Raw genomic sequence first — 24,846 nt, forward strand, 5'->3', positions numbered from 1 at the left:
TTGATCCGGGCGTGGGAGCGCAGCGACCGTACGACGCAGTCGTACACAGCGAGTGTAGGTGCAGCGAAGCAAACCGGAGCCGCTGCGCCCGGATCGATCCCGCAGCGAAGGAAGCCGAGCCTGCGAGGGCCGAACGCAGGAGCAAGCCTTTTGGGTTACCTTTTTGGCGTTTGAAAAAGGTGACCCGCCGTAAGGGCGGAACCGCCAGCCGCCGCAGCGAAACATTCGGATATTCACACCAAACAAACCCAAGCATGGTCGGCCCAAAGGCCGCCAAGCCCCCCCTAGACCCGAGCCTGACTCTTACTCCAATCCGTCAAAAGACTATAAGCCACAGCCAACAACGTAGGCCCAATAAACAACCCGATAAAGCCAAACGCAATCAACCCGCCAAACACCCCGAGCAACACAATCACCAACGGCAGATTACCGCCACGGCTGATCAGATACGGCTTGAGCACGTTGTCCACGCCACTGATGATGAACGTCCCCCAGATCCCGAGAAACACCGCCATCCCGTACTCGCCCTTCCACGCCAACCAAGCCGTGGCCGGCACCCACACCAGCGGTGGCCCCATCGGAATCAGACTCAGCAGAAACGTGACGATTCCCAGCACCAGCGCCCCGGGAACCCCGGCAATGAAAAAGCCGATCAACGCCAGCACTGCCTGCGCCGCCGCTGTACCAATCACACCGTTGACCACCCGCTGCACCGTACCGGCGACAAGTTCGATGTAATAGCCAGCACGATCACCAATCAAGCGCTGCAGCAGACTGTGCACAAACGCCGCCAGTCGCGGCCCGTCACGGTAGAAAAAGAACACGAACACCAGACTCAGCGTCAGCTCGAGAATCCCCCCGCCGATCTGCGCGCTGCGTGCCAGCAACCAGTTGCCGACCTGCCCCAGATACGGCTTGATCGAGACCATCAACGCCGCGCCCTGTTGATCGATGCTATCCCACATCGACACCAGCCGCTCACCAACCAAAGGCACGCTGCCAAGCCAGGTCGGTGCTTCCGGCAAACCGTCGACCTGCACATCCTTGATGAATGCCGTGGCATCGCGCACATGATCGGCGAGGTTGAAACCCAGCCACACCAGTGGCGCCGCCACCAGCAACATCCAGCCCAGTGTCAGGATCAACGCGGCCAGCGATTCGCGGCCATTGAGCCAGCGCGTGAGCAAACGCATCAGCGGCCAACTGGCAAACGCCAGCACCGCGCCCCAGAACAGCGCCGACCAGAACGGCGCCATCACCCAAAGGCTGGCACCAAACAACACCAGCAGCAGAATCTGCACCAGCAGGCGATCGTTATTGAGCATGGGAAGTCCCGGCAAAGTCAGTCAGCGAAAGAGTAGGCGAACACTGTGTGCGTGCTCGCCCGGCACAGCTTATCGCAACAAGTCGATGCGCAGGCCCGAGCCTTCGAGATTGCCGGCTTCCAGACGTGCCGCCCGTACGCCCTGATTGATCAGCGCCTGGCGCCAGGCTTCGGCCTTGGGCCCGGAAACCGTGACCCGCAAGGTCGTGTCGAGATTCAGACCACGGGAAATCAGGCGCAACCAGGTGGCATCCGGTTCATCGACCAGTTTCGGAAAATCCAGCTCGCCGGTGCTTTTCAACTGACGCAGCAGGGTCGCCGAGGTCGGCAGCAATTCGCCCAACGGCGCCGCAGCCTCGAATTGCTCGACATGCAGATAGGCTTTGCGATTGCCGCGAGTGATGCTGTAAAGCGCCACCAGCGTGTTGTCCTTTGGCGCCGCCAGCCTCAACAACAGATAAGCCTGTTGCTCGTCAGAGCCATACAGCTTGGCGTTGCCGAACACCTCGTTGGCCCACAGGCTGCTTTCGCCGCAATCGCGGGCCTGGCACCAGAACAGCAATTCGGCATCCTGCTGTTGCAGGGCTTCGCGGGCGGCAGTAAAGGCTTCGGTGGCGGAATGTTCCGGCGGCAACTCGTAGGTCACCGAGGTAGTCTGGCCGCGGGCGGTGACCTGACCGTCGAACCGCAACTGGCCGCTGATCTTGCGGATCGAGCCCAGCGGGTAGATGCGCTCCAGCTCGGCCGCCGGGCGATAGTCGACGATCTGAGCATCGGCCAGACGCGGCACGATTTGCAGATCCTGGCTGCCCGGCACATCGGCAGCGAAGGACAAGGAGCTGAAGCAGCACAGCGCGAAGAGACTGAGTGACCGCATAGTCAGCCTCACCGGACGGTCATGGCTGGGCGGGTCGGGGTCGCAGCGGTATAGAAATCCATCGAGTTTGTCTCCCATTTCAACCCGCCCAGCCTCGACAGTTGCCCGCTGCAAGTCAAGGCATGGCGAAGAAGCGATTGAAACAGTCTGCTACAAGACCTGCGCCAGCCTCGTCATTCAGGTGCAAATGATGCCCGCCCGGCAACTCTTCGTGGCTGAAGGGTAGACGCTCCAGCAACTCAGGATGCCTGGCCAGCATGCCATCCGCCGCGACCACCAGACGCGCCGGGCAACTGACGCGCGAGGCAAACGCCATCGCCTGTTCTTCAGTAAGGCGCAGCGGCGATGGCAGAGTCAGGCGATTGTCGGTGCGCCAGGTGTAACCGCCGGGCACCGGCATCAACCCGCGCTGGGCCAACAGTTCAGCGGCTTCGCGACTGACCGCCACCAGGCCTTTCATCCGCGCCTCGATGGCACGCTCGAGGGTGGTGTAGACCGGTTTGCGCTTTTCCCGCAGATCAAGTTGCGCCTGCAGGGCCATGCCCATGCGTTCGGCAGCGTTTTCGCCCTTGTCTGTCGGAGGAATCACGCCGTCGATCAGCGCGAGATGGCTGATGCGCTCGGGCAGCGAACCGGCCAGCACCATCGAGACAATCGCGCCCATCGAATGCCCGAGCAGGCCGAAACGCTTCCAGCCCAGCTGCTCGGCGACTTGCAGTACATCATGGGCGTAGTCCCACAGCGCATAACCGGCGCCGCTTGGTCGATGAGCGGAATGACCGTGGCCGGCCATGTCCAGCGCGACGATGCGCAAGCCATCAAGCTTGGGCGCCAGCCGGGCGAAGCTATTGGCGTTGTCGAGCCAGCCGTGCAACGCGATCACCGGCAGGCCGTCCTCGGGGCCGAACATATGCGCGGCCAATTCGATGTGCGGCAGGTTCAGGCGCACTTCTTCGCAGGTCGGGCTCATGCGCAATCCTTGTTCTGCCGCTGTTCCCAACGCATGAACAGGCTCTTGAGCAATCGCGCCGTGTCCTGCGGGCGCTCCAGCGGAAACATGTGCCCGCCGGGCATGCTCAGCGCCTCGCCCTGGGGCAGGCGCGAGACGAAACGTGTGTGATGGCGCATGACCACCCGGCTCTTGTGCCCGCGCACGATGGCCAGCGGCACCTGCAACTGGCGGGTGCGCCCGGGACTGGTGTGCGGCACGCCGCGATAAATGCTGATTTCGGTGGCCGGGTCAAAACGCAGACGCAGCTTGTCGTCGACCTGATGCAAACCGTGTTGCAGGTAGGCATCGAAGCATTCCGGATCGAAGCCGCGAAACAGGGTTTTGCCGGAAAAGTAACTGCGTGCACTGTCGAGATCGGCGAATTCTTCACGCCGCCCGAGGGTGCGCCCGGCGGGTGTCAGCCGGTCGATGAAACCAAAGCGCTTGGCCGCGCGAATCACCCACTGATCAGTGCGGGTCAGTACTGGCGAGTCGAGCATGACCACGCCGCGATACAGCTCGGGACAACGCAACGCCGCGTGCAAATGCAGCAGACCGCCAAAAGAATGGCCGACGCCCCACACCGGCTGCTCCTGCTGCTCGAGGTGATGGATCAGTTCATCGACCAGGTTGTACCAGTTGTCGTCCGCCGGAAAACGCGGGTCATGGGCATGCTGCTCCAGATGCGCGACCCGATACTCCGGCGCCAGCGCCGCGAACAACTTGCCATAGGTCCCCGAGGGGAAACCGTTGGCGTGGGCGAAAAAGATCGGTTGCGACATGCGGGCAAATCCATGAGCGGGAATCGTGGCGTTGATTGTCCGCAAGAGCCGGCGTCGCAGCAATGACTGTAAGTGCCAGGAATGATGACAGTCCGGTCAGGGTGATGTGCATCAGCGAGACCGCTGCCCCCTCACCCCAGCCCTCTCCCCCAAGGGGGCGAGGGGGAAAGGGAGCAGATCGGGGGAGTGTCCGGGACCTGAGCTCGACTCGAATTATCAGGTCGACGAGGATCGCGAAAACCACACGGTAGGCTCCCTCTCCCTCTGGGAGAGGGCTGGGGTGAGGGCTCGACCTGACGGAACCCGATAGATGTCAACGCAGCGGCGGCTGTTCCCCCAGCGGCACCACCGCCATGGTCAGGCGCGACACGCAACTGGCCTTGCCTTCGTCGCTGGTCAAACGGATGTCCCAGACATGCGTGGTGCGGCCGATATGAATTGGCGTGGCCACCGCCGTCACCCTTCCGCTACGCAAGCCGCGCAAGTGGTTGGCGTTGATCTCCAGGCCGACGCAATAGAACTTGCTGGCATCGATGCACAGATAACTGGCCATCGAACCCACGGTTTCCGCCAGCACCACCGATGCACCGCCATGCAGCAGACCGTAAGGCTGGTGGGTGCGATGGTCGATGACCATGCTCGCGGTCAGCGACTGTTCGTCGAAGGCTTCGAAGCGAATATCCAGCACTTCGCCAATGGTGTTCTTCTGGATCGCATTCAGCTGTTCGATGTCGGGAGTAGTACGCCACAAGCTCATCGCAGACTTCCTTTGTTGTTGTAATCGACGCTCAATCCTGCCACAGCACTGCCTCGCTGCGCGCGCTCCATTCTTCGAAACGCGCGCCGTAGCGGTCTTCGATGACGTTGCGTTTGATTTTCAGGGTCGGCGTGAGGAAGCCGTTGTCCACCGCCCAGTTGTCCTTGACCACTACCAGTCGGTGCAGGCGTTCGTGCTTGTCGAGGGCGGCGTTGACCTCCTCCAGCAGCTTTTCCAGGCTGGCGTGCAGACTGGCACGAGGCTCTTGCTGATTGACCGTCGACAGCACGCACAACCCCAGCGGTGCACTCAGGCCATCGCCCACCACGCATACTTGCTCGATGCGTGAATGCACGGCCAGACGGTTTTCGATCGGCGCCGGCGCGACGTATTTGCCCTTGCTGGTCTTGAAGATTTCCTTGAGCCGGCCGGTCAGGCGCAGGCGCCCTTCGCTGTCCTGCTCGCCCTTGTCGCCGGTGCGCAGAAAGCCGTCGGCGGTCAGCGTCTCGGCAGTTTTCTGCGGTTCCTTGAAATAGCCGAGCATGTTGGCCTGGCTGCGCACCTGCACCTCGCCGGACTCATCAATGCGCACCTCGACTTCCGGGCACGGCTGGCCGATCCAGCCCTGTTTGTATCGCCCCGGCAGACAGATATGCGAATAGCCGCAGCCCTCGGTCATGCCGTACACCTCGAGCACATCGAGGCCGAGTTTCTGATACCAGGCGAGCAAGGTCTGCGGTACCGGCGCGGCACCGGACAACGCCACGCGCAAGGCATCCAGGCCGAGCCCGGCCAGCACTTTGTGCCCGACCCGCTTGCCGATGAAGGGCAACCCGAGAAGGAAATCCAGACGCTGCGCCGGGATCTTGCTGTACACACCCATCTGGAATTTGGTCCAGATACGCGGCACGCCGAACATTGCCGTCGGCCGCGCGCGCTGCAGATCGGTGATGAAAGTCTCGAGACTTTCGGCGAAGAAAACGGTCTGGCCGGTATAGATCGAGGCCAATTCGACAAACATGCGCTCGGCGACGTGGCACAGCGGCAGATACGACAGCAGCCGATCGTTCTCGTTGAGCCCGAACAACTGCGTGCCGCGACTGGTAGCGAAACCGAGATTGGCGAAACTGTGCATCACGCCTTTGGGCAGGCCGGTGGTGCCGGAGGTGTAAATGATCGTCGCCAATTGCTCGGCGGCGGGACGTGGATCGTCCTGGATTGGCGCACAGCTCTGCAGATCCGCCCAGCTGTAATCGAACTCGCCCGGCGGATGCAGTGGCAGGCTGATGGTCGGTAAACCCGTCGGCACGCCTTGCGCCATGCCTGCCCAGTCATCGAGCTTACCGATGAACGCCAGCGCACTTTCCGAGTGAGTCAGCACCTGCGCAACGGATTCAGCGGTGAGATTGGGGTACAGCGGCACCGACACATGCCCGGCCATCCAGATCGCCAGGTCGGCGATGATCCAGTGCGCGCAATTTTTCGAGATCAGGGCGATATGGCTGCCGGGCGGCAACTCCCGCGCCCGCAACCAGTGCGCGGCGCAGCGGGCCTGATGGCCGACATCGGCCCACGTCAGCGTCTCGACCTGACCGCCGCCGATGGGCTGCACAAGAAAGCGCTGGCGCGGGTGCCGGGCTTCCCGTTCGTAGAACACGTCCAGCGGCAAACGGAAGGCGGCAGACATGCGACTCGCTCCTGTTTTTTTGGTCTGGAGCAAGCGTAGTCAACCAAGCAAGTGCTTGGTTGGAATTTTCAAACAAATAATTTCATGGGTTGGCAGAAATCAATGTGGGAGCGAGCCTGCTCGCGAATGCAGTATGTCAGCCCCAAAAAGGGTGAATGACACGCCGCCTTCGCGAGCAGGCTCGCTCCCACAGGGATATGGCGTTAAGGGTGCTTGAGGCTGTTGAGCTTCATCGAGCCAATCAGCAGCTCGCTGTGCTCAAGCTCCGCCAGCCCCGCCGTACTCACCCGCTCCGGCGGATGTCCGGCGCCGTGCTGCAGATAGCTGAGCAGGTTGCCCACCAACGGGTTGTGGCTGACCAGCAAAACATTACTGACGGACACCAATTGCTCGGCGACCTTGTCCGGATCGCTATCCGGCGTCAGCCACTCGACCGTGCGAATCTCCGGCTCGAAACCCAATGCGTCGCGCACGATCTGCGCGGTTTGCTGCGCGCGCAGATAAGGGCTGGCGTAAATCGCCGTCAGCGGCTGGCCCATGAGATGCGCGGCGCTGCTCAGGACTTCTTTACGACCATGCTCGGTCAACTCGCGCTCGGAATCGATCTTCGAGTGAGGCACCGCCTCACCATGACGCAATACCCACAGTTTCATAGTTTGGGCTCCTCATCGCGCACCGGATGCGCGGCCGGGGCGACAGTGTGCGGCGCTTCACCTTCCGGGGTGCGCGGCGCCGGCCAGTCGGCGAACGGCCAGGGCTTCTGGTCACTGTGAAACGTGCCGAAGCGGCCAATCTGCGCGAGGAACTGGCTGAGGCTGTCGCCGAAATTCATCAGGCTGGCGCTCGGTGCGCCGTAGATCAGGCGGTAGATCAGTTGCACCAATACCACCGCGCCGAGGATGAACTGCGCGACTTGCCAGACCAGCAGATAAACGATCATCCACAACACCCGCAGGAGGATGGATTCGTACTGGGTTTCGCTTTTCGGATCGTTCATGGCTTGCTTCCTGTCCGTGTAACAGCTGAATCAGTTGAAACCGCTGGTGGAAATAAAGTCGACGTCGGTTTTCGGCTCGGCACGCATCAGTAGACCGATCACCTGCTCCAGCGTGCGTCCTTCGAACAGGATCGCGTGCAGCCCGGCGACCAGCGGCATGTACACGCCGACTTCCTGGGACTTGGCCTTGAGCACCTTGAGGGTGTTGACCCCTTCGGCGACCTCGCCAAGACGCGACACGGCTTCGTCAAGGCTCAAGCCCTGACCGAGGGCGAAGCCGACCTGGTAGTTGCGGCTCTTGGGTGACGAACAGGTGACGATCAGATCGCCAACCCCGGCCAGACCAAGGAAGGTCATCGGGTTGGCGCCCTGATTCACCGCAAAGCGGGTCATCTCCGCCAAGGCGCGAGTGATCAGCATGCTCTTGGTGTTCTCGCCCATCTCCAGCGCCACCGCCATGCCGGCGATGATCGCGTAAACGTTTTTCAACGCACCGCCCAGCTCGACACCGAAACGGTCGGCGCTGGCGTAAACGCGGAAGGTACGACCGTGCAGGGCGGCTTGCACCGCTTTGCACAGTTCTTCGTCTTCGCTGGCGACCACCGTGGCGGTCAGCGCGTGCTCGGCGATTTCCCGCGCCAGGTTCGGCCCGGACAACACGCCGATCCGCGCCTGCGGGGCGATCTCTTCGAGAATCTGGCTCATCAGCTTGAAGGTCTGCGCTTCGATGCCTTTGGTCAGGCTGACCAGCATCTTGCCGCTCAGGCGCTCGGCGTGGGCGGCGAGTACGCTGCGCAAGGCGCTGGACGGCAGCGCGACAAAGCACAGATCACAAGCGTCGAGAGTGGCTTGCAGGTCGGTGACAGCGGTCACCCCTGGCAAAATCTTGATGCCTTTGAGGTAACGCGGGTTTTCGCGGTTGACCCGGATGGCCTCGGCCTGCTCGGGGTCACGCATCCACTGAAGGACTTGATGGCCGTTCTCGGCCAGCAGATTGGCCACGGCGGTACCAAAACTTCCGCCTCCCAGGACCGCAATCGGGCGCTGTTCAGTCATATGCAATCCGTTAATCCATACCAGTGGCGATGCCGGGCATTATACGGGGCGACCCGGTGGCGGCCAGCCCCAGCAACAATTACCGACATTTGTAGGAAGAAGACCAATAAAACCTAGGAAAATGCCTGCAACGTCACTGGAAAAGTCGCAGCCCTCGGTTAACATGCGCGCCAATTCTTCTCTCTGCAGGCTGTGTCGTGTTTTCTGGCCCTCCTTCCCCGCGCTCGCCCCTGTTACTCGCGCTGATGTTCAGCCCGCTGGTGCTGGCGGACGATCTGTTCGTCGACAGCCAGACGCTGCCGCCGGTGCTTACGGCCACGCGCCTGAAGCAGACCCCGGCCGAAGTACCGGGGAGCATGACCGTTCTCGACAGCGAATTGATCAGCGCCAGCGGCGCCCGCGACATCAGCGAACTGCTGCGACTGGTACCGGGGATGATGGTTGGCAGCATCAACGGCAATCAGCCAGCGGTGAACTACCACGGCACCAACGCCAGCGAAGCACGGCGCATGCAGGTGTTGATCGATGGCCGTTCGGTGTATCGCGCCGGGCTGGCGACGGTGGACTGGAGCGATATTCCGGTCGCGATGGAAGATATCGAGCGGATCGAGGTGTTTCGCGGTCCGAACACTGTCAGCTATGGCGCCAACGCGTTGATGGCGGTGATCAACATCATCACCCGCCACCCGGCCGACAGCCATGGCACGCGTTTGAAGATCACTCGCGGCCAGCGTGGCATCAACGACTTTTATGCCAGTCAGGGCACCGGTTGGGATGGCGGCGATCTGCGCTTGTCGCTGTCCGGCCAGGAAGACGACGGTTTCGACAGCGACCGCAACGGCGCCGATTATCGCGACAGTCGGCGCTTGAACCGTCTGAGCTTGGCGGTCAGCCATGATCTCAATGAAGATCAAAGCCTCGACTGGCAGCTCAACGCCAAAGACGGCAGCAATCAGCGGCCTTATACCTACCGCCCGGTGTTCTCGGGGATTACCGACGCCGGGAACAATTCCGACGTGGTGGCCAAGGATTACGCCGGTTCGGTGCGCTGGAACCTCGACATCAATCCCGAACACAGCCTTTATGTGCAAGGTTCGGCGCAGCACTGGGATCGCCAGCAGGTCTGGCGCGCCTGCGATGCCGAAGTGTCGTTCAGCCCTGAACTGACGCAGCTGTGGCAGCTCAACCCGAATTACACCGAACGGCTGGCGCGCAACATCACCCGGTTCACCGGCCCCGGCGCGGCGCCCGGCACGCCGCAGGAAATGGCGCTGGCCAATCAAGTGCTCGAGCAATGGCGCAACGGCGCCAGCCAGACCTTGTGCGGCGATATCGACCAGAGTGCCCGCGAGTCGCGTTACGACCTCGAACTGCAGGACACCCTCAGCCTGGCCGACAGCCTGCGTCTGGTCAGCGGCCTGAATTACCGCTACGACCGCGCCGATTCCGAAACCTACTTCAACGGCACCCTCGACGACACCACCTGGCGCGCCTTCGGCCAACTGGAATGGCGCGCTACCGAGCACTGGCTGGTGCAGGGCGGTGCGATGTTCGAAGACACGCAACTGATCGGCAGTTCGCTGACCCCGCGCTTCGCGGTCAACTACCTGATCAACCCGCGTCACGGCCTGCGCGCGGTGTACTCGGAGGCAATCCGTTCGCCGGACATGTTCGAAAACAACGTCAACTGGAGCTATCAGGTCAGCAACCTGCGACCCTCGGCCTATGGCCAGTCGTCGGCGCGTTATTTCGTCAAGACCCGCGGCCCCGGCGATCTCGATCAGGAACACATGCGCTCGCGGGAATTGGGCTACAACGGCTACTTCGCCGAGCTCGGACTGGCCGTCGACGTGAAGCTGTTCTACGACGAAATCACTGGGATGATCAGCGAGCCGCTGCGCAACAATCAGTACATCGCCAGCAATGCCAACAGCTCGCGCTTTCGCGGCACCGAAACGCAACTCGACTGGCGCCTCAATAGCGCCGACCGTTTGCGTTTGACCTACGCCTTCGTCGACGCCGAGGCGAGCAATCCGCTGGATCAGCAGTTGACCTCGCGCAACAGCGGTTCCGCCGGTTGGCTGCGCAACTGGGGGCATGGCTGGAACAGCGCCCTCTTCTATTACGGTGACAACGCGCTCAACGGCTATCGCTTCGAACGCGTCGACACGCGCATCGCCAAACGCATCGCCATTGGCAAAGCTCAGCTGCAATTGGCCGGCGTGCTGCAACAGCGCCTCGATCATCAGCCGAATACCTTCGTCGACAATAATTACGATGAACGCCGGGTAATGTATTTCAGTGCCGAGCTGGAGTTCTAGGATGCGCAACGGCCCGTCACGGAAGACGCCAACCCTTGGCCACTGGCTGGCGGGGCTCTGCCTGTTCTTGACCGCGTGGCTGCACGGGGTCGCGGTGCAAGCGGCGGATATTTTGTTGACCGGCGCCGAGGAAAGCCCCGGCGTGCAGGCTTTCGTACAAGCACTGAGTGAACTGCGCCCGACCGACAATGTGCGGTTCCAGCCGCTGGCCAGTTTGCCGGCACCGGGCAAATTACCGGCCAGTCTGCGCTTGATTCTGCTCGACCTGCCCAGCCTCGACTGGCGTCTGCAAGACTCACAAGGCCCATCGACGCTGGTGTTGCGCATCAGCCGCTTGCAGGCGCGCCAGCGTTTCGCCGATGCCCAACCGGCGCGCCTGAGTCTGCTCTGGAGCGACCCGCCGCTGAGCCGGCAATTGCAACTGATCCGGCGAATCTTGCCGCAGGCCCGGCGGGTCGGTGTGCTGTTCGATGAGCACGGCGAGTTCCTGCTCGACGAACTGCGCGTGGCTGCGCGGCCATTGAACCTGGAGATTGTCAGTCAGCGCTGGGACAACATTCACGACAGCCGTCCGCTGCAAGCGGTGCTGAAAAGCAGCGACGTCTTGCTCGGCCTCGATGACCCCGATCTGTACAACTCGCAAACGGCGAAAAACCTCCTGCTCAGCAGCTACTCGCGGCAGGTTGCGCTGATCGGCCCCAACATTGCATTCGTTCGCGCTGGCAGCCTCGCCAGTACCTACAGCGACCAGAGCGACTGGCTGGCGGTCCTCGACCATTTGCTCGATCAGCCCACCAGCGCCTGGCCGCGAGCGCTTTACCCCGCTCGTTTCAAAGTCTCAAGTAATGCGCAGGTGGCTCGTTCCTTAGGCATCGAACCGTTGAATGAAGCATCTGTCGCCAGTGCCTTGGCCGAAGGAGAGCGCCGCCCATGAATTTTCGCCGCCGTTGGGACATCAACACCCGCACGCAGCTGATCAGCCTCGGCCCGGCGCTGCTGCTGACGCTGCTGTTGATCAGTTTCTTTACCTTCGTCCGCATCCAGGATTTGCGTCAGGAGCTGAATCACACCGGCCAACTGATCGCCAACCAACTCGCCCCGGCCACGGAATACGGAGTGATCTCCGGCAACAACGAAGTGCTGGAAAGCCTGCTCAAGGCGACACTCGCCACGCCCAACGTGCGCTTTCTCGAAGTGCAGGACAGCGCCAACCGGATTCTGGTGTATGTCGAACAACCGGCCGACAGCCACAGTCGCCCGCACCAGGTCGAAGTGTTCCAGGCCCCGGTGCGTCTGCAACGGATCGCCTTGCACAACGACTTCTTCCAGGACGGCAAGGTCAGCAACAGCGCCGCCGGCGAGGATTATCTGGGGCGAGTGATCGTCGGCCTGTCCAATGACGCTTTCAGTCAGCGCCAGCAGGAGATCCTGTTCAAGGCCGGGATTCTCGCGCTGTTCGCCCTGCTCTTCACCTTCGTCGTCGCCCGTCGTTTGGCCGGCAGTCTGTCGCAGCCGATCCGTGACATTGGCGATGCGGTCAAGGCGATTCAGGAAGGCGATTACAAAACCCCGCTGCCGATTGTCGACGACACCGAACTGGGTGCGCTGTCGCAGCACATCAATAACCTCGCCCAGGCGCTGGAGCAGGCCAGTCGCGAACAGCAGCAAGCGATGGCGCAACTGATCCAGACCCGCGAAGAAGCGGAAAAGGCCAACAACGCCAAATCCGACTTTCTGGCAATGATGAGCCATGAATTGCGCACGCCCATGAACGGCGTGCTGGGCATGTTGCAGTTGCTCGAAACCACCGAGATGACCGAGGAGCAGGTCGAATACGCCGCGCTTGCTTCGGAGTCGACCGAGCACTTGCTCAAGGTCATCAATGACATTCTCGACTTCTCGCGAATCGAGCGTTCGGAGCTGGAGCTGGAGCACATCCCGTTCAATCTCGCCGAGCTGATCGGCGCCTGCGCGCAATCGTTCCAGCACAGCGCGGTGCAGCGAGGCCTGGCACTGAATCTGCGCATTCCCGACGACATGCGCGGCTTGCAGGTGCAGGGCGATCCGACGCGGATCCGGCAGATTCTGGTCAACCTGGTTGGCAATGCCTTGAAGTTCACCGAGCAGGGCCGGGTCAGCATAGAGGCGCAATGGCAATCGCTGGATCACGAACTGCTGTGGTTCACCTGCTCGGTGCGTGACAGCGGCATCGGCATTTCTTCGGAAAGTCTGGAGCTGATGTTCAATGCCTTCCAGCAGGCCGACAGTTCGATCTCCCGTCGTTACGGTGGCACCGGTCTTGGTCTGCCGATCGCACGGACTCTGGCCGAACGCATGGGCGGTACGTTGCGCGCGCAGAGTGAGGAAGGACGCGGTTCGGTATTCACTCTGGAAATTCCATTGGCGCTATATAAGCAGGCAATGCCAGCGCTGGCCGCGCCGCGAGCGCCGAACGGTAGTGGTCAGGGTGAAGGACGCCATGTGTTGCTGGTCGAAGACAACCCGGTCAACCAGACCGTGATCGAAGCGATGCTGCGCAGTCTGGGTTTTGCCGTCAGTGTGGCGACCGATGGCGCGCAGGCGGTGCGCAGTGCCGAGGGCAGCGAGTTCGAAGTGATTTTGATGGACTGCCGGCTGCCGATCATCGACGGCTACGAGGCCACACGGCAGATCCGCGACCTGCCCGGACGCCGCGATGTGCCGATCATCGCGCTGACCGCCAACGCCTTGCAGGGCGATCGCGAAACCTGTCTGGCAGCGGGGATGAACGATTACCTGGCCAAGCCGTTCAAACGCAATGACCTGCAGCAGATTTTGCAGCGCTGGGTGTCGTAGTGTGGGCCTTTCGACCATCTGCGACTGGCGTGAAAAGCGAAAGTGCGGCAGTCTTAGGCACCCGAACGAGCCCCAAAAGGGGCTTGATTAAAAATTTCAGTGCACAAGTGTACATTCATGTCCTTGGTGCTGTGACTTTCACCACAACGCAATAGTCTATGAGTAGGCTGCCGGTTCGAGGCATGAACGCTTTGAACGGTCGGGAAGATCTGCCCCACCTGCCGCATGGGATTATTGAGGAGCTCGCATGACCAAACAAAACGCCTTTACTCGGGAAGACCTGCTGCGCTGCAGTCGCGGTGAGCTGTTCGGCCCGGGTAACGCGCAACTGCCCGCCCCGAACATGCTGATGGTGGATCGCATCACCCATATCAGCGAAGAAGGCGGCAAGTACGGCAAAGGTGAATTGGTCGCCGAGCTGGATATCAACCCTGACCTGTGGTTCTTCGCCTGCCATTTCGAAGGCGATCCGGTAATGCCGGGCTGCCTGGGTCTGGATGCCATGTGGCAACTGGTCGGCTTCTTCCTGGGCTGGCAAGGCCTGCCGGGCCGCGGCCGTGCGCTGGGTTCGGGCGAGGTGAAATTCTTCGGTCAGGTGCTGCCGACCGCCAAGAAAGTCACTTACAACATTCATATCAAACGCGTCCTCAAGGGCAAGCTGAACATGGCCATCGCCGATGGTTCGGTCAGTGTCGACGGACGCGAAATCTACACCGCCGAAGGCCTGCGCGTCGGCGTGTTCACCTCCACTGACAACTTCTAAGGGTTATTCGCATGCGCCGCGTCGTTATCACTGGTCTGGGCATCGTTTCGTGCCTGGGCAATGACAAAGAGACCGTCTCCGCTAACCTGCGTGCAAGCCGCCCTGGCATCCGGTTCAACCCGGAATATGCTGAAATGGGTCTGCGTAGCCAGGTTTCCGGCTCCATCGACCTCAACCTTGAAGAGCTGATCGATCGCAAGATCTATCGCTTCGTCGGTCATGCAGCGGCTTACGCCTACCTGGCCATGAAAGACGCCATCACTGACTCCGGCCTGACCGAAGAGCAAGTGTCCAACCCGCGTACCGGCCTGATCGCTGGTTCCGGTGGTGCTTCCACGCTGAACCAGATGGAAGCGCTGGACATCCTGCGCGAGAAAGGCGTGAAACGCGTTGGCCCGTACCGTGTAACGCGGACCATGAGCAGCACCGTTTCCGCTTGCCTGGCCACGCCTTTCAAGATCAAGGGCCTGAACTACTCCATCGCTTCTGCCTGCGCCACCAGTGCTCACTGCATCGGTACCGCCATGGAACAGATCCAGATGGGCAAGCAGGACATCGTCTTCGCCGGTGGCGGTGAAGAAGAGCACTGGAGCCAGTCGTTCCTGTTCGACGCGATGGGCGCCCTGTCCAGCAAGCGCAACGACACCCCGGAACAAGCTTCCCGCGCCTACGACAAGGACCGCGACGGTTTCGTCATCGCTGGCGGCGGCGGCATGGTTGTCGTCGAAGAGCTGGAACACGCTCTGGCCCGTGGCGCGAAGATCTACGCCGAGATCGTTGGCTACGGCGCAACGTCCGACGGCTACGACATGGTTGCCCCGAGCGGCGAAGGCGCGATCCGCTGCATGCAGCAGGCGCTGTCCACCGTCGACACCCCGATCGACTACCTGAACACCCACGGCACTTCGACTCCGGTCGGCGACGTTGCGGAAATGAAAGGTGTGCGTGAAGTGTTCGGCGACAAGGCTCCAGCGATCAGCTCGACCAAGAGCCTGTCCGGTCACTCCCTGGGCGCCGCCGGCGTACACGAAGCGATCTACTGCATGCTGATGATGGAAGGCAACTTCATCGCCGGCTCCGCCAACATCGACGAGCTCGACCCGGAAGTGGCCGATCTGCCGGTGCTGACCAAGACCCGCGAGAACGCCACCATCAACACCGTGATGAGCAACAGCTTCGGCTTCGGCGGCACCAACGCCACGCTGGTACTGAAGCGCTGGGAAGGCAAATAATTCCCCGCTGCTGAGCCACACAAAAAACGCCCCGACTGGTTCGGGGCGTTTTTTTTTCGTCTGCAGAATATAGCAGGTACACCGCAAAACCCTGTGGGAGCGAGCCTGCTCGCGAATGCGATATTCCAGTCACCCTATCGTCGTCTGACCCACCGAATTCGCGAGCAGGCTCGCTCCCACAGTGGGTTTCCGGGTGTCGGGAGATGAAACTTCTGTCATGAAACTTACCGCCCTGCGACCGAATGTCGCGGTTTACGCGGCCTGCAGCTTTGTTGCGAAATTCGCAACAACACCTTGCGCCAATTGGCGGTTTACTTAGCTGGCTACCAAATCCTATAACAGAGTCCTGCACATGCCTTGGTGCAGTAACTTGAGATCTGGAGCTAGCAGATGACTGTAAAAGTAACTGAACGCGACGATTCACACATGTCCCACGAAGGCCTGGCCGCCGGCATCCGTATCTGGGATGTGCATCAACAAGACTTGCTGGTCGGCATGTTCCACAACGAGATCGATGCGCATAACTACAAGGCCGAGTTGGAAATGCAAGAACAGCAACGAGAGCTGAAGTCTGCCTGAGGCAACCACAGCATTGAAAACGACAAACCCCGCCATGAGCGGGGTTCGTCGTTGTTACAGCCGAGGCTTTACCACATCAGATCATCAGGGATCTGGTACGCCGCATACGGATCGTCCTCAGCGTTGACCTCTTCGGTCTGCACGTTGAGCTGGACAATGCGCTGCGGGTCGCGCTCCTGGATCTTCAGCGCCGCTTCACGGGGAATCACTTCATAGCCGCCATTGTGGTGCACGATCGCCAGCGAACCGCTGCTGAGCTTGTTGCGCATAAGCGTGTTGACCGAGATGCGCTTGACCTTCTTGTCGTCGACGAAGTTGTAGTAGTCCTCGGTGGTCAGCTTGGGCAGACGCGAGACTTCGATCAACTGCTTGACCTGCGCAGCGCGGGCCTTGGCCTCGGCCTTCTCCTGCTGCTGACGGTTAAGCTCCTGGTCGCGCTTGACCTTCTCGGCCATGGCTTCCTGGGCGGCGCGCTGCTGCGAATCGTCCAGCTCGGCCTGGCCTTTGTGAGCCAGGCGCTGTTGCTTCTGCTTGTCTTTGCTGACCTGCTTGGCCTGCTTTTGGTTGACCAGGCCTGCTTTGAGCAACTGGTCGCGAAGGGAAAGGCTCATCAATGCTTACTCACTTGGGCAACGGCTCAGCCGCAGCTGGGCTCATTCTTTTCCTGGCGTTTGGCTTCGCCCCACAGGGCGTCCAACTCTTCGAGGGTGCAATCTTCCATGGGACGGTGGGTGTCGCGCAATGCCTGTTCGATAAAACGGAAACGTCTTTCAAACTTGCCGTTGGCGCCGCGCAAGGCGGTTTCCGGATCGACCTTCAGATGCCGGGCCAGATTGACCACGGAAAACAGCAGATCGCCGATCTCGTCGGCCACCGCCACCGGATCGTTTTCGGACATGGCTTCGAGCACTTCATCGAGCTCTTCGCGAACCTTGTCGAGCACCGGCAAAGCGTCCGGCCAGTCGAAACCGACCTGCCCGGCGCGTTTTTGCAACTTGGCCGAGCGCGACAGTGCCGGCAAGGTGGCCGGCACGTCGTCGAGCAAGGACAACTGCTCGGGCGCCGAGGCTTTCTCGGCACGCTCTTCGGCCTTGATCTCTTCCCAGCGCTGCTTGACCTGCTCTTCGCTCAAGCGCGGCACGTCGAGCGGCGCGTACAGGTCGCCCGTCGGGAACACATGCGGATGACGGCGGATCAGTTTACGCGTGATGCTGTCGATCACCCCGGCAAATTCGAACCGCCCTTCTTCCTTGGCCAACTGGCTGTAATACACCACCTGAAACAACAGATCGCCCAACTCGCCTTGCAAATGGTCGAGATCGCCACGCTCGATGGCATCGGCCACTTCATAGGCTTCTTCGAGGGTGTGCGGGACGATGGTCGCGTAGGTTTGCTTGATGTCCCACGGACAACCGAACTGCGGATCGCGCAGACGGCTCATCAAGTGGAGCAGGTCTTCGAGGCTGTACATCATTTTTCTGTCTCACCACAAAACCATTGTGGGAGCGAGCCTGCTCGCGAAAGCGCTGTGTCTGCAACAAAGATGTCGACTGACACGCCCTCTTCGCGAGCAGGCTCGCTCCCACAGGGAACAATCAATTGCATCACGGGGTACGGTTACGCCGCGTTTCGATGATGTTCGGCAATTGCGAAATCCGCCCCAGCAACCGCCCCAGCGCATCCAGACCGGGGATCTCGATGGTCAGCGACATCAGCGCAGTGTTGTCTTCCTTGTTCGAGCGGGTGTTGACCGCCAGCACGTTGATGCGCTCGTTGAGCAGCACCTGCGAGACGTCACGCAGCAGCCCGGAACGGTCGTAGGCGCGAATGATGATGTCCACCGGATAGGTGAGCACCGGCACCGGGCCCCAGCTGACCTGGATGATCCGCTCCGGCTCGCGCCCGCCCAGTTGCAGCACCGAGGCGCAGTCCTGGCGGTGAATGCTCACACCACGGCCCTGGGTGATGTAACCGACAATCGCATCGCCCGGCAGTGGCTGGCAGCAACCGGCCATTTGCGTCATCAGGTTGCCGACGCCCTGGATCTGGATATCGCCGCGCTTGCCCGGCTTGTAACCGGTCGCCTTGCGCGGGATCAGTTCCAGTTGCTCGTTGCCGCGCTCAGGCTCGACCAGTTGCTGCGCAAGGTTGACCAGATGCGCCTGACGCAGGTCACCGGCACCGAGGGCGGCGAACATGTCTTCGGCGGTTTTCATGTTGGCCTTTTCGGCCAGCTTGTCGAAATCCACCGCCGGCAGGCCGAGGCGATTGAGTTCGCGCTCGATCAGGGTTTTACCGGCCGCAACGTTCTGATCGCGAGCCTGCAATTTGAACCAGTGAACGATCTTCGCCCGCGCGCGCGAGGTGGTGACGTAACCGAGGTTCGGGTTCAGCCAGTCGCGGCTCGGCGTGCCGTGCTTGCTGGTGATGATCTCGACCTGCTCGCCGGTCTGCAGGCTGTAGTTCAACGGCACGATACGCCCGTTGATCTTCGCGCCCCGGCAGTTGTGGCCGATTTCGGTGTGCACCCGATAGGCGAAATCCAGCGGCGTCGCGCCTTTCGGCAAGTCGATGGCGTGTCCGTCGGGAGTGAAGATGTAAACCCGATCGGGCTCGATGTCGACGCGCAACTGTTCGGCCAGACCGCCGATATCACCCAGCTCTTCATGCCATTCGAGCACCTGACGCAGCCAGGAAATTTTCTCTTCGTAATGGTTCGAGCCGGATTTGACGTCGGTGCCCTTGTAGCGCCAGTGCGCGCAGACGCCGAGTTCGGCTTCTTCGTGCATGGAGTGGGTGCGGATCTGCACCTCGAGGACCTTGCCTTCCGGGCCGATCACCGCCGTGTGCAGCGAGCGGTAGCCGTTCTCTTTCGGGTTGGCGATGTAGTCGTCGAATTCTTTCGGGATGTGCCGCCACAGGGTGTGGACGATACCGAGCGCGGTGTAGCAGTCGCGCATTTCCGGCACCAGCACGCGCACGGCGCGAACGTCATAGATCTGGCTGAATTCCAGACCCTTGCGCTGCATTTTGCGCCAGATCGAGTAGATGTGTTTCGCCCGGCCGCTGATGTCGGCATCGACACCAGTGGCCTGCAGTTCGTCCTTGAGCTGGGTCATCACGTCGCTGATGAAGCGCTCGCGATCCAGCCGCCGCTCGTGGAGCAACTTGGCGATCTGTTTGTATTGATCGGGTTCCAGATAACGGAAGGACAAGTCCTCCAGTTCCCATTTGATGTGACCGATGCCGAGGCGATGCGCCAGTGGCGCATAGATGTCGAAGACTTCGCGAGCGACGCGGTTGCGCTTTTCATCGTCAGCGGTTTTCACCGCACGGATGGCGCAGGTGCGTTCGGCCAGTTTGATCAGCGCAACGCGCACGTCATCGACCATGGCCACGAGCATCTTGCGCAGGTTCTCGACCTGCCCTTGGGTGCCCATGACCATCGATTGCCGTGGGCTGAGACTGGCGCTGATGGCCGCCATGCGCTGCACGCCGTCGATCAGCTTGGCCACTACCGGACCGAAGCGCTGGCCGATGGCCGCCAGCTCGATCTGGCCTTCGCGCACGCCGCGATACAAAACGGCTGCGACCAGCGAATCCTGATCGAGCTTGAGGTCGGCGAGGATCTCGGCGATCTCAAGGCCAGTGCTGAAACTGCCGGAGCCTTCGGCCCACAGATTCTTCTTCGCATTGGACTGCTGTTCGGCCTCGCGAGCGAACTCGCAGGCTTCTTTCAAGGCCTCGCGATCCAGTGCCAGATCGACACTGACCGCGTGATCGAGCCAGGCCTCGAGATTGATACTGCCGTCGGTGTTGATCGGCTGGTGTGCTCTCACCTGTACCATGCTGCTTTACCTTCCCTACGACGCAGATTCAATGCGTCAAATCGCTGATCCTCAGTGTCCGTTCGCGCTCGCGGGGCTCCGGCGAGCGCTGCGCGGACAGATCAGACGGATTCAGACGAGCCGTCCTGGCTCGCTTCAAATAACGCCATGGCCTCGACATGTGCCGTCTGAGGAAACATATCGAGAATCCCGGCACGTTTTAACCGGTAGCCCTGCTTGATCAATTCCTGCGTGTCGCGCGCCAGCGTGGCCGGGTTGCACGACACATATACCAACCGCTTGGCACCCAGGGTCGCGAGCTTGCGCACCACCTCGAAAGCACCGTCACGCGGTGGGTCCAAGAGTACCGCAGAAAAGCCGTTTCCGATCCACTGGGCATCGCTCAAAGGCTGGGATAAATCGGCTTGAAAAAACTTTGTGTTATGCAAATTGTTACTGACAGCGTTGGCAGCGGCTCGCTCGACCATGGTCTGCACACCCTCCACCGCCACCACTTCACGGACGCTTTTGGCCAGCGGTAGCGCAAAATTTCCCAACCCGCAAAACAGGTCGAGCACGCGTTCTTCAGCCGTCGGTTTAAGCCAGTCCAGCGCCTGGGCGATCATCGCTTCGTTGACCCCGGCGTTGACCTGAACGAAGTCACCCGGCCGGTACGCCAGCTCGAGATCCCACTGTTCCAGGCGATAGCCGAGGCTCTGACCGGCTTCGACCGGTTGCGGTTCACCTTCGCCATGCAGCCACAACTGCGCTTCATGGAACTGGCAGAAATCCTTGAGAATGGTCAGATCCGCTTCGGACAACGGCGCCATGTGCCGCAGCAATAGCGCCAGAGATGAGCCGCTGAACAACTCGACATGGCCCAGCGCCTGCGGTTTGCTCAAGCGCCGCAACATCTCTGGCAAGCGGGTCATGATCGGTTGCAAAGGCTGTACCAGCACCGGGCATTCGCTGATCGCGACGATGTCCTGACTGCCGGCAGCGCGGAAACCCACTTCGAGTTTTTTTGCCTTCATGTCCCAGCGCACGGCGATGCGCGCGCGCCGACGGTAACCGAATTCCGGGCCGCTCAGCGGCGCCGCCCACTCTTCAGGTTCGAGACCGGCCACCCGCGACAATTGCTCGGCGAGCATGCGCTGTTTCAGGGCGAGCTGTTCGTCGTGGGGCAAGTGCTGAACGCTGCAACCGCCACAGCGGCCAAAGTGCGGGCATGCTGCCGGGCGCCGCAACTCGCTGGCCTTGAACACGCGTTCGGTGCGCGCCTCGACCACTTTGCCGTGGGCGCCGAGCACCCGCGCTTCGACCTCTTCACCGGCAAGGGCGCCGAGGACGAACCAGGTTTTGCCTTCGAAAAACGCGATACCGCGACCGTCATTGGCCAGGCGCTCGATGTTCAAGCGCTGCTTTTTGCCGGTCGGGATCTGTGGCGCCTTGCTGCCGCCGGTGGGCTGGAAGCGCAGGCCTCTCTCGTGTTTGGCCATCAGTTCGGCGCGTCGAAAATGCCGGTCGACAGGTAACGGTCGCCACGGTCGCAGATGATCGCGACGATCACCGCGTTTTCAACTTCTCTGGACAGGCGCAGCATCGCTGCCACCGCGCCGCCCGAGGACACGCCGCAGAAGATGCCTTCTTCGCGGGCCAGACGCCGGGTAACGTCTTCGGCTTCGCTTTGCGCCATATCGACGATGCGATCGACGCGGTCAGCCTGGTAAATCTTCGGCAGGTATTCCTGCGGCCAGCGGCGGATGCCGGGAATGGCCGAGCCTTCCATCGGTTGCAGGCCGACGATCTGTACGCTGTCGCTCTGTTCTTTGAGGTAGCGCGACACGCCCATGATGGTCCCGGTGGTGCCCATCGAACTGACGAAATGGGTGATGCTGCCCTGGGTCTGACGCCAGATTTCCGGACCGGTGGTGGTGTAGTGCGCTTCCGGGTTGTCGCCATTGGCGAACTGGTCGAGCACCTTGCCACGGCCTTCGGCTTCCATACGCTGGGCCAGATCACGGGCGCCTTCCATGCCCTCTTCCTGAGTCACCAGAATCAGCTCGGCACCGTAAGCGGTCATCGCCGCTTTACGCTCGGCGCTGGAGTTGTCCGGCATGATCAGGATCATCTTGTAACCCTTGATCGCAGCGGCCATCGCCAGCGCGATGCCGGTGTTGCCGGAGGTCGCCTCGATCAGCGTATCGCCGGGATTGATCTGCCCGCGCAACTCGGCGCGAGTGATCATCGACAACGCCGGGCGGTCCTTGACCGAACCCGCCGGGTTGTTCCCTTCGAGCTTGAGCAAAAGGGTGTTGCTGGTGGCGCCGGGCAGGCGCTGCAAACGCACCAGCGGCGTGTTGCCGACGCAATCGGCGATGGTTGGGTACTGCAAGGTCATGGCGTATTCGCAATCCAGACGTGCGGGGGCGCCTATCATACCGGCAAACCCGCGCAGGCCATATCACGCAAAGTGCGGTGCTTATGGTTTATGGGAATAAGCAAATAAAAGTCGCGCCAGTGGTGCGACTTTTATTTGAGTAACACTCAGTTCTTGTGGTGATGCTTGAATTCGCGAGCAGGCTCGCTCCCACAGGGGATGAATTTTGCTTATGCGATCTGCGGTGAATGCACAGCCATTGTGGGAGCAAGCCTGCTCGCGAAGGCGTCCGCATGGGCGACGCCATCATCCGCCAGCAAGCGCAAATTCAACCGCAGCCCCGCCCCGGTGTTTTGCGCCCAGAGCAACCCGCCCTGGCGCTGCACCGCATTGCGCGCAATGCTCAAACCCAAGCCAAAGCCACCATCCCCGGGTCTCGATCCGTCCAATCGAATGAACGGCGAAAAGATCCGCTGCAGATCTTCGTCAGCCACGCCGCCGCCCTGATCCTCCAGCCACAAATGCCAATACTCGCCATCACGCCGTGCATCGAGACGCACGATGCCGCCCTCGGGCGAGTGACGAATGGCATTGCGCAGGATGTTTTCCAGCGCTTGCGCGAGGGTATTGAGGTTGCCGCGCACCCAACACGAAGCTTCGACCGAGCATTGCAATTGCAGGCTCGGCCAGCCGCTTTCATAACAGGCGTTGTCGGTGAGCATTTCCCACAGTGCCTGAATCTGGATCGCTTCATTTGGTAACGGCGAGCGGTCGGTGTCGAGCCAGGCCAGTTGCAGGGTGTCTTCGACCAGCCGCTGCATGCCGTCGACCTCGCGGCCGATGCGCTCGCGAAGCTGCGGCAGACCTTGTTCGCTTTCGCTGGCCACACGCAGACGGCTCAGCGGCGTGCGCAGTTCGTGGGACAAGTCGCGCAATAACTGCTGCTGCAAGGCGACCGTGCTTTGCAAGCGCTCGGACATGGAATCGAAGGCCCGCGCCAGCTCACCGAGTTCATCCGGGCGCTGGGTGATGCCGCTCGACAGGCGCACGTTCAACTGATCGGCGCGCCAGGCGTTGGCCTGTTCGCGCAGGTTGTTCAGCGGCACCACCAGCAGGCGATACAGGCCGACACAGAGCAACAGGGTGAACAGCCCGGGAATCACGCCGTTGGTGATCACCCGCCAGAACACCCGGTACTTGCCCGGAACAAAGCGCTCGGGCAACTCGATGACCAGAATGCCGGCGGCCGGATCCTGCGGGAACGGTACCCGCAGCCAAGGTCGGCCCTTCTTGTGGATCGGCCAGTCGAGGCCGCGCAAAAAGGTAAGGTGCTGCACCTCCGCGGCGTTCAACGGCTGGCTGCTCAGCGACTGCAAATCAGCGCCGATCACCCCGACCCAACTGGCCTCGCGCAATTCCATGCTCTGCAACCAGTCATCGACGCCATTGCGCCCGCCGCGCTGCCACGCCTGTTCGGCTTGCGCGGCATAACGGCCGAGGGTGTTGCGCGCGTCACTGGAGAGGAACTGATTGCGCTCCTCCATGTAGCGGCCCCACGACCAGCTCAGCCAGATCATCAGCAGACAGAACGCCACCAGCAGGCACGCCAGTTTCCAGAACAGCGAATGCCGCCCCGGCAGCTCAGACAGTTTCATCGGCGCCACTCAAGACATAGCCCTTGCCCCACACCGTGCGCACTTCACGCTCGGTGTAACCGATGGCTTTGAGTTTGCGACGGATCTGGCTGATGTGCATGTCGAGGCTGCGGTCATGCGCCGCAAAGCCGCGTTGCAGGACATGCTGATAAAGGAAGGCTTTGCTCAGCACCTCCTCGTTGTTGCGGTGCAGGGTTTCCAGCAGACGGAATTCGCTGCGGGTCAACCCGGCCGCTTGCTCGCCGAAGAACACGTCGCAGTGTTCGTCATCGAAACGCAGGGTGCCGCTGACCACCGCAGCGGTAACCGCAGGCGGGCGCCGATCCAATGCCACCCGGCGCAGGATCGCTTCGATGCGCACATGCAACTCGGCCATGCTGAACGGTTTGGGCAAATAGTCATCGGCACCGAGGCGGAAACCGCTGATGCGGTCGGCCTCGGCACCCAGCGCCGACATCAGCAGCACCGGCGTCGAATGGCTCTGCCGCAATTGCGTCAACAACTGCAGACCATCGAGCCCCGGCAGCAGAATATCCATCAGCACCACGTCGAAAGGCTGGCGCTGGGCGATGTTCAGACCTTCCTGGCCGTTCTGGCACCAAGTCACCTGAAAACCGCTGCGGCCCAGATGCTCGTGCACATACGCGCCGAGGACCGGGTCGTCTTCAATGGAAAGGATGCGTGGCTGGCCAACGGAAACAGGAGTCATGAGTATCTGCAAGTAATTCTCAGTTGGCGGATTATTCAAGATTGTCCGACAGCGGGCAACACAAGCTTGGCCTG

Annotated in this window: 22 protein-coding genes; 6 read left to right on the forward strand and 16 right to left on the reverse strand. The window is 61.3% G+C overall.

All coding sequences use genetic code 11. From position 1 onward, the window contains the following. Positions 1 to 284 precede the first annotated feature (284 nt). From AC0Z5Z_RS23125 to AC0Z5Z_RS23165, 9 genes are all read right to left on the reverse strand, one after another. Positions 285 to 1,325, reverse strand: a complete 1,041-nt coding sequence (locus tag AC0Z5Z_RS23125; RefSeq protein ID WP_041479597.1) for an AI-2E family transporter — start codon at positions 1,323 to 1,325, stop codon at positions 285 to 287. A gap of 69 nt (positions 1,326 to 1,394) precedes the next feature. Then, positions 1,395 to 2,201, reverse strand: coding sequence for a DUF4892 domain-containing protein (locus AC0Z5Z_RS23130; protein ID WP_056788158.1), 807 nt, complete (start codon positions 2,199 to 2,201; stop codon positions 1,395 to 1,397). Between the two features lie 115 nt (positions 2,202 to 2,316). Beyond that, positions 2,317 to 3,171 (reverse strand): alpha/beta hydrolase, encoded by an 855-nt coding sequence (locus tag AC0Z5Z_RS23135; protein WP_460138321.1) that lies wholly within the window; start codon positions 3,169 to 3,171, stop codon positions 2,317 to 2,319. Then, positions 3,168 to 3,974, reverse strand: coding sequence for an alpha/beta fold hydrolase (locus AC0Z5Z_RS23140; protein ID WP_056788154.1), 807 nt, complete (start codon positions 3,972 to 3,974; stop codon positions 3,168 to 3,170). Before AC0Z5Z_RS23140 ends, AC0Z5Z_RS23135 begins: the two co-directional genes overlap by 4 nt. Before the next feature lie 313 nt (positions 3,975 to 4,287). Beyond that, positions 4,288 to 4,731 (reverse strand): hotdog fold thioesterase, encoded by a 444-nt coding sequence (locus tag AC0Z5Z_RS23145; protein ID WP_016773655.1) that lies wholly within the window; start codon positions 4,729 to 4,731, stop codon positions 4,288 to 4,290. A 31-nt stretch (positions 4,732 to 4,762) separates the two neighbouring features. Further along, positions 4,763 to 6,418: an AMP-binding protein gene (locus AC0Z5Z_RS23150; RefSeq protein WP_252876738.1), complete on the reverse strand. Its 1,656-nt coding sequence runs from the start codon at positions 6,416 to 6,418 to the stop codon at positions 4,763 to 4,765. Positions 6,419 to 6,621: 203 nt separating this feature from the next. After that, positions 6,622 to 7,071, reverse strand: coding sequence for a phosphohistidine phosphatase SixA (gene sixA / locus AC0Z5Z_RS23155; protein ID WP_150637596.1), 450 nt, complete (start codon positions 7,069 to 7,071; stop codon positions 6,622 to 6,624). Continuing rightward, entirely contained in the window at positions 7,068 to 7,415 is a 348-nt protein-coding gene (locus AC0Z5Z_RS23160; RefSeq protein WP_016773653.1) for a DUF4389 domain-containing protein, read from the reverse strand. The genes sixA and AC0Z5Z_RS23160 overlap by 4 nt, the downstream gene beginning before the upstream one ends. Positions 7,416 to 7,445: 30 nt before the next feature. After that, positions 7,446 to 8,471 carry an NAD(P)H-dependent glycerol-3-phosphate dehydrogenase gene (locus tag AC0Z5Z_RS23165; protein WP_041479589.1) on the reverse strand — a complete coding sequence of 342 codons (1,026 nt, stop codon included), beginning with the start codon at positions 8,469 to 8,471 and terminating at the stop codon, positions 7,446 to 7,448. Between the two features lie 245 nt (positions 8,472 to 8,716). On the opposite strand from AC0Z5Z_RS23165, the gene AC0Z5Z_RS23170 reads away from it, so the two are divergent. The 6 genes from AC0Z5Z_RS23170 (at position 8,717) to AC0Z5Z_RS23195 (ending at position 16,201) form a co-directional block, all read left to right on the forward strand. After that, entirely contained in the window at positions 8,717 to 10,792 is a 2,076-nt protein-coding gene (locus AC0Z5Z_RS23170; protein WP_150743513.1) for a TonB-dependent receptor plug domain-containing protein, read from the forward strand. Position 10,793: 1 nt separating this feature from the next. Further along, positions 10,794 to 11,726, forward strand: a complete 933-nt coding sequence (locus tag AC0Z5Z_RS23175) for an ABC transporter substrate-binding protein (protein WP_150637594.1) — start codon at positions 10,794 to 10,796, stop codon at positions 11,724 to 11,726. After that, positions 11,723 to 13,627 (forward strand): ATP-binding protein, encoded by a 1,905-nt coding sequence (locus AC0Z5Z_RS23180; RefSeq protein ID WP_056788141.1) that lies wholly within the window; start codon positions 11,723 to 11,725, stop codon positions 13,625 to 13,627. The genes AC0Z5Z_RS23175 and AC0Z5Z_RS23180 overlap by 4 nt, the downstream gene beginning before the upstream one ends. Positions 13,628 to 13,874: 247 nt before the next feature. Further along, entirely contained in the window at positions 13,875 to 14,390 is a 516-nt protein-coding gene (fabA, locus tag AC0Z5Z_RS23185) for a 3-hydroxyacyl-[acyl-carrier-protein] dehydratase FabA (protein WP_024013962.1), read from the forward strand. Between the two features lie 11 nt (positions 14,391 to 14,401). After that, positions 14,402 to 15,622, forward strand: coding sequence for a beta-ketoacyl-ACP synthase I (gene fabB, locus AC0Z5Z_RS23190; RefSeq protein WP_016773647.1), 1,221 nt, complete (start codon positions 14,402 to 14,404; stop codon positions 15,620 to 15,622). A 390-nt stretch (positions 15,623 to 16,012) separates the two neighbouring features. Then, entirely contained in the window at positions 16,013 to 16,201 is a 189-nt protein-coding gene (locus AC0Z5Z_RS23195) for a hypothetical protein (RefSeq protein WP_042607160.1), read from the forward strand. A 68-nt stretch (positions 16,202 to 16,269) separates the two neighbouring features. On the opposite strand, the gene AC0Z5Z_RS23200 is transcribed toward AC0Z5Z_RS23195, so the two are convergent. The 7 genes from AC0Z5Z_RS23200 to AC0Z5Z_RS23230 form a co-directional block, all read right to left on the reverse strand. Further along, positions 16,270 to 16,812, reverse strand: a complete 543-nt coding sequence (locus AC0Z5Z_RS23200; RefSeq protein WP_016773645.1) for a DUF2058 domain-containing protein — start codon at positions 16,810 to 16,812, stop codon at positions 16,270 to 16,272. Between the two features lie 26 nt (positions 16,813 to 16,838). Then, complete coding sequence (gene mazG / locus AC0Z5Z_RS23205) at positions 16,839 to 17,672, reverse strand: nucleoside triphosphate pyrophosphohydrolase (RefSeq protein ID WP_024013963.1); 834 nt, start codon at positions 17,670 to 17,672, stop codon at positions 16,839 to 16,841. 133 nt (positions 17,673 to 17,805) lie between these two features. Next, positions 17,806 to 20,049, reverse strand: coding sequence for a GTP diphosphokinase (gene relA, locus AC0Z5Z_RS23210; RefSeq protein ID WP_041479585.1), 2,244 nt, complete (start codon positions 20,047 to 20,049; stop codon positions 17,806 to 17,808). A 101-nt stretch (positions 20,050 to 20,150) separates the two neighbouring features. Beyond that, positions 20,151 to 21,527, reverse strand: coding sequence for a 23S rRNA (uracil(1939)-C(5))-methyltransferase RlmD (gene rlmD / locus AC0Z5Z_RS23215; protein WP_485611692.1), 1,377 nt, complete (start codon positions 21,525 to 21,527; stop codon positions 20,151 to 20,153). Further along, positions 21,527 to 22,429, reverse strand: a complete 903-nt coding sequence (gene cysM / locus AC0Z5Z_RS23220) for a cysteine synthase CysM (protein WP_041479583.1) — start codon at positions 22,427 to 22,429, stop codon at positions 21,527 to 21,529. The genes rlmD and cysM overlap by 1 nt, the downstream gene beginning before the upstream one ends. A 209-nt stretch (positions 22,430 to 22,638) precedes the next feature. After that, positions 22,639 to 24,063 (reverse strand): histidine kinase sensor domain-containing protein, encoded by a 1,425-nt coding sequence (locus AC0Z5Z_RS23225; protein ID WP_485611693.1) that lies wholly within the window; start codon positions 24,061 to 24,063, stop codon positions 22,639 to 22,641. Continuing rightward, a complete protein-coding gene (locus AC0Z5Z_RS23230; RefSeq protein WP_056788132.1) occupies positions 24,050 to 24,772 on the reverse strand; it encodes a response regulator transcription factor in 723 nt (240 codons plus the stop codon). The genes AC0Z5Z_RS23225 and AC0Z5Z_RS23230 overlap by 14 nt, the downstream gene beginning before the upstream one ends. Between the last annotated feature and the right edge of the window lie 74 nt (positions 24,773 to 24,846).

It is taken from the genome of Pseudomonas sp. 1L-E-NC-VB-C3, assembly GCF_057291535.1.

Coding starts and splice junctions, on each gene's coding strand:
- AC0Z5Z_RS23125 (WP_041479597.1), bottom strand. CDS start 1,325: ATGCTCAATAACGATCGCCTGCTGGTGCAGATTCTGCTGCTGGTGTTG.
- AC0Z5Z_RS23130 (WP_056788158.1), bottom strand. CDS start 2,201: ATGCGGTCACTCAGTCTCTTCGCGCTGTGCTGCTTCAGCTCCTTGTCC.
- AC0Z5Z_RS23135 (WP_460138321.1), bottom strand. CDS start 3,171: ATGAGCCCGACCTGCGAAGAAGTGCGCCTGAACCTGCCGCACATCGAA.
- AC0Z5Z_RS23140 (WP_056788154.1), bottom strand. CDS start 3,974: ATGTCGCAACCGATCTTTTTCGCCCACGCCAACGGTTTCCCCTCGGGG.
- AC0Z5Z_RS23145 (WP_016773655.1), bottom strand. CDS start 4,731: ATGAGCTTGTGGCGTACTACTCCCGACATCGAACAGCTGAATGCGATC.
- AC0Z5Z_RS23150 (WP_252876738.1), bottom strand. CDS start 6,418: ATGTCTGCCGCCTTCCGTTTGCCGCTGGACGTGTTCTACGAACGGGAA.
- sixA (WP_150637596.1), bottom strand. CDS start 7,071: ATGAAACTGTGGGTATTGCGTCATGGTGAGGCGGTGCCTCACTCGAAG.
- AC0Z5Z_RS23160 (WP_016773653.1), bottom strand. CDS start 7,415: ATGAACGATCCGAAAAGCGAAACCCAGTACGAATCCATCCTCCTGCGG.
- AC0Z5Z_RS23165 (WP_041479589.1), bottom strand. CDS start 8,471: ATGACTGAACAGCGCCCGATTGCGGTCCTGGGAGGCGGAAGTTTTGGT.
- AC0Z5Z_RS23170 (WP_150743513.1), top strand. CDS start 8,717: ATGTTCAGCCCGCTGGTGCTGGCGGACGATCTGTTCGTCGACAGCCAG.
- AC0Z5Z_RS23175 (WP_150637594.1), top strand. CDS start 10,794: ATGCGCAACGGCCCGTCACGGAAGACGCCAACCCTTGGCCACTGGCTG.
- AC0Z5Z_RS23180 (WP_056788141.1), top strand. CDS start 11,723: ATGAATTTTCGCCGCCGTTGGGACATCAACACCCGCACGCAGCTGATC.
- fabA (WP_024013962.1), top strand. CDS start 13,875: ATGACCAAACAAAACGCCTTTACTCGGGAAGACCTGCTGCGCTGCAGT.
- fabB (WP_016773647.1), top strand. CDS start 14,402: ATGCGCCGCGTCGTTATCACTGGTCTGGGCATCGTTTCGTGCCTGGGC.
- AC0Z5Z_RS23195 (WP_042607160.1), top strand. CDS start 16,013: ATGACTGTAAAAGTAACTGAACGCGACGATTCACACATGTCCCACGAA.
- AC0Z5Z_RS23200 (WP_016773645.1), bottom strand. CDS start 16,812: ATGAGCCTTTCCCTTCGCGACCAGTTGCTCAAAGCAGGCCTGGTCAAC.
- mazG (WP_024013963.1), bottom strand. CDS start 17,672: ATGTACAGCCTCGAAGACCTGCTCCACTTGATGAGCCGTCTGCGCGAT.
- relA (WP_041479585.1), bottom strand. CDS start 20,049: ATGGTACAGGTGAGAGCACACCAGCCGATCAACACCGACGGCAGTATC.
- rlmD (WP_485611692.1), bottom strand. CDS start 21,527: ATGGCCAAACACGAGAGAGGCCTGCGCTTCCAGCCCACCGGCGGCAGC.
- cysM (WP_041479583.1), bottom strand. CDS start 22,429: ATGACCTTGCAGTACCCAACCATCGCCGATTGCGTCGGCAACACGCCG.
- AC0Z5Z_RS23225 (WP_485611693.1), bottom strand. CDS start 24,063: ATGAAACTGTCTGAGCTGCCGGGGCGGCATTCGCTGTTCTGGAAACTG.
- AC0Z5Z_RS23230 (WP_056788132.1), bottom strand. CDS start 24,772: ATGACTCCTGTTTCCGTTGGCCAGCCACGCATCCTTTCCATTGAAGAC.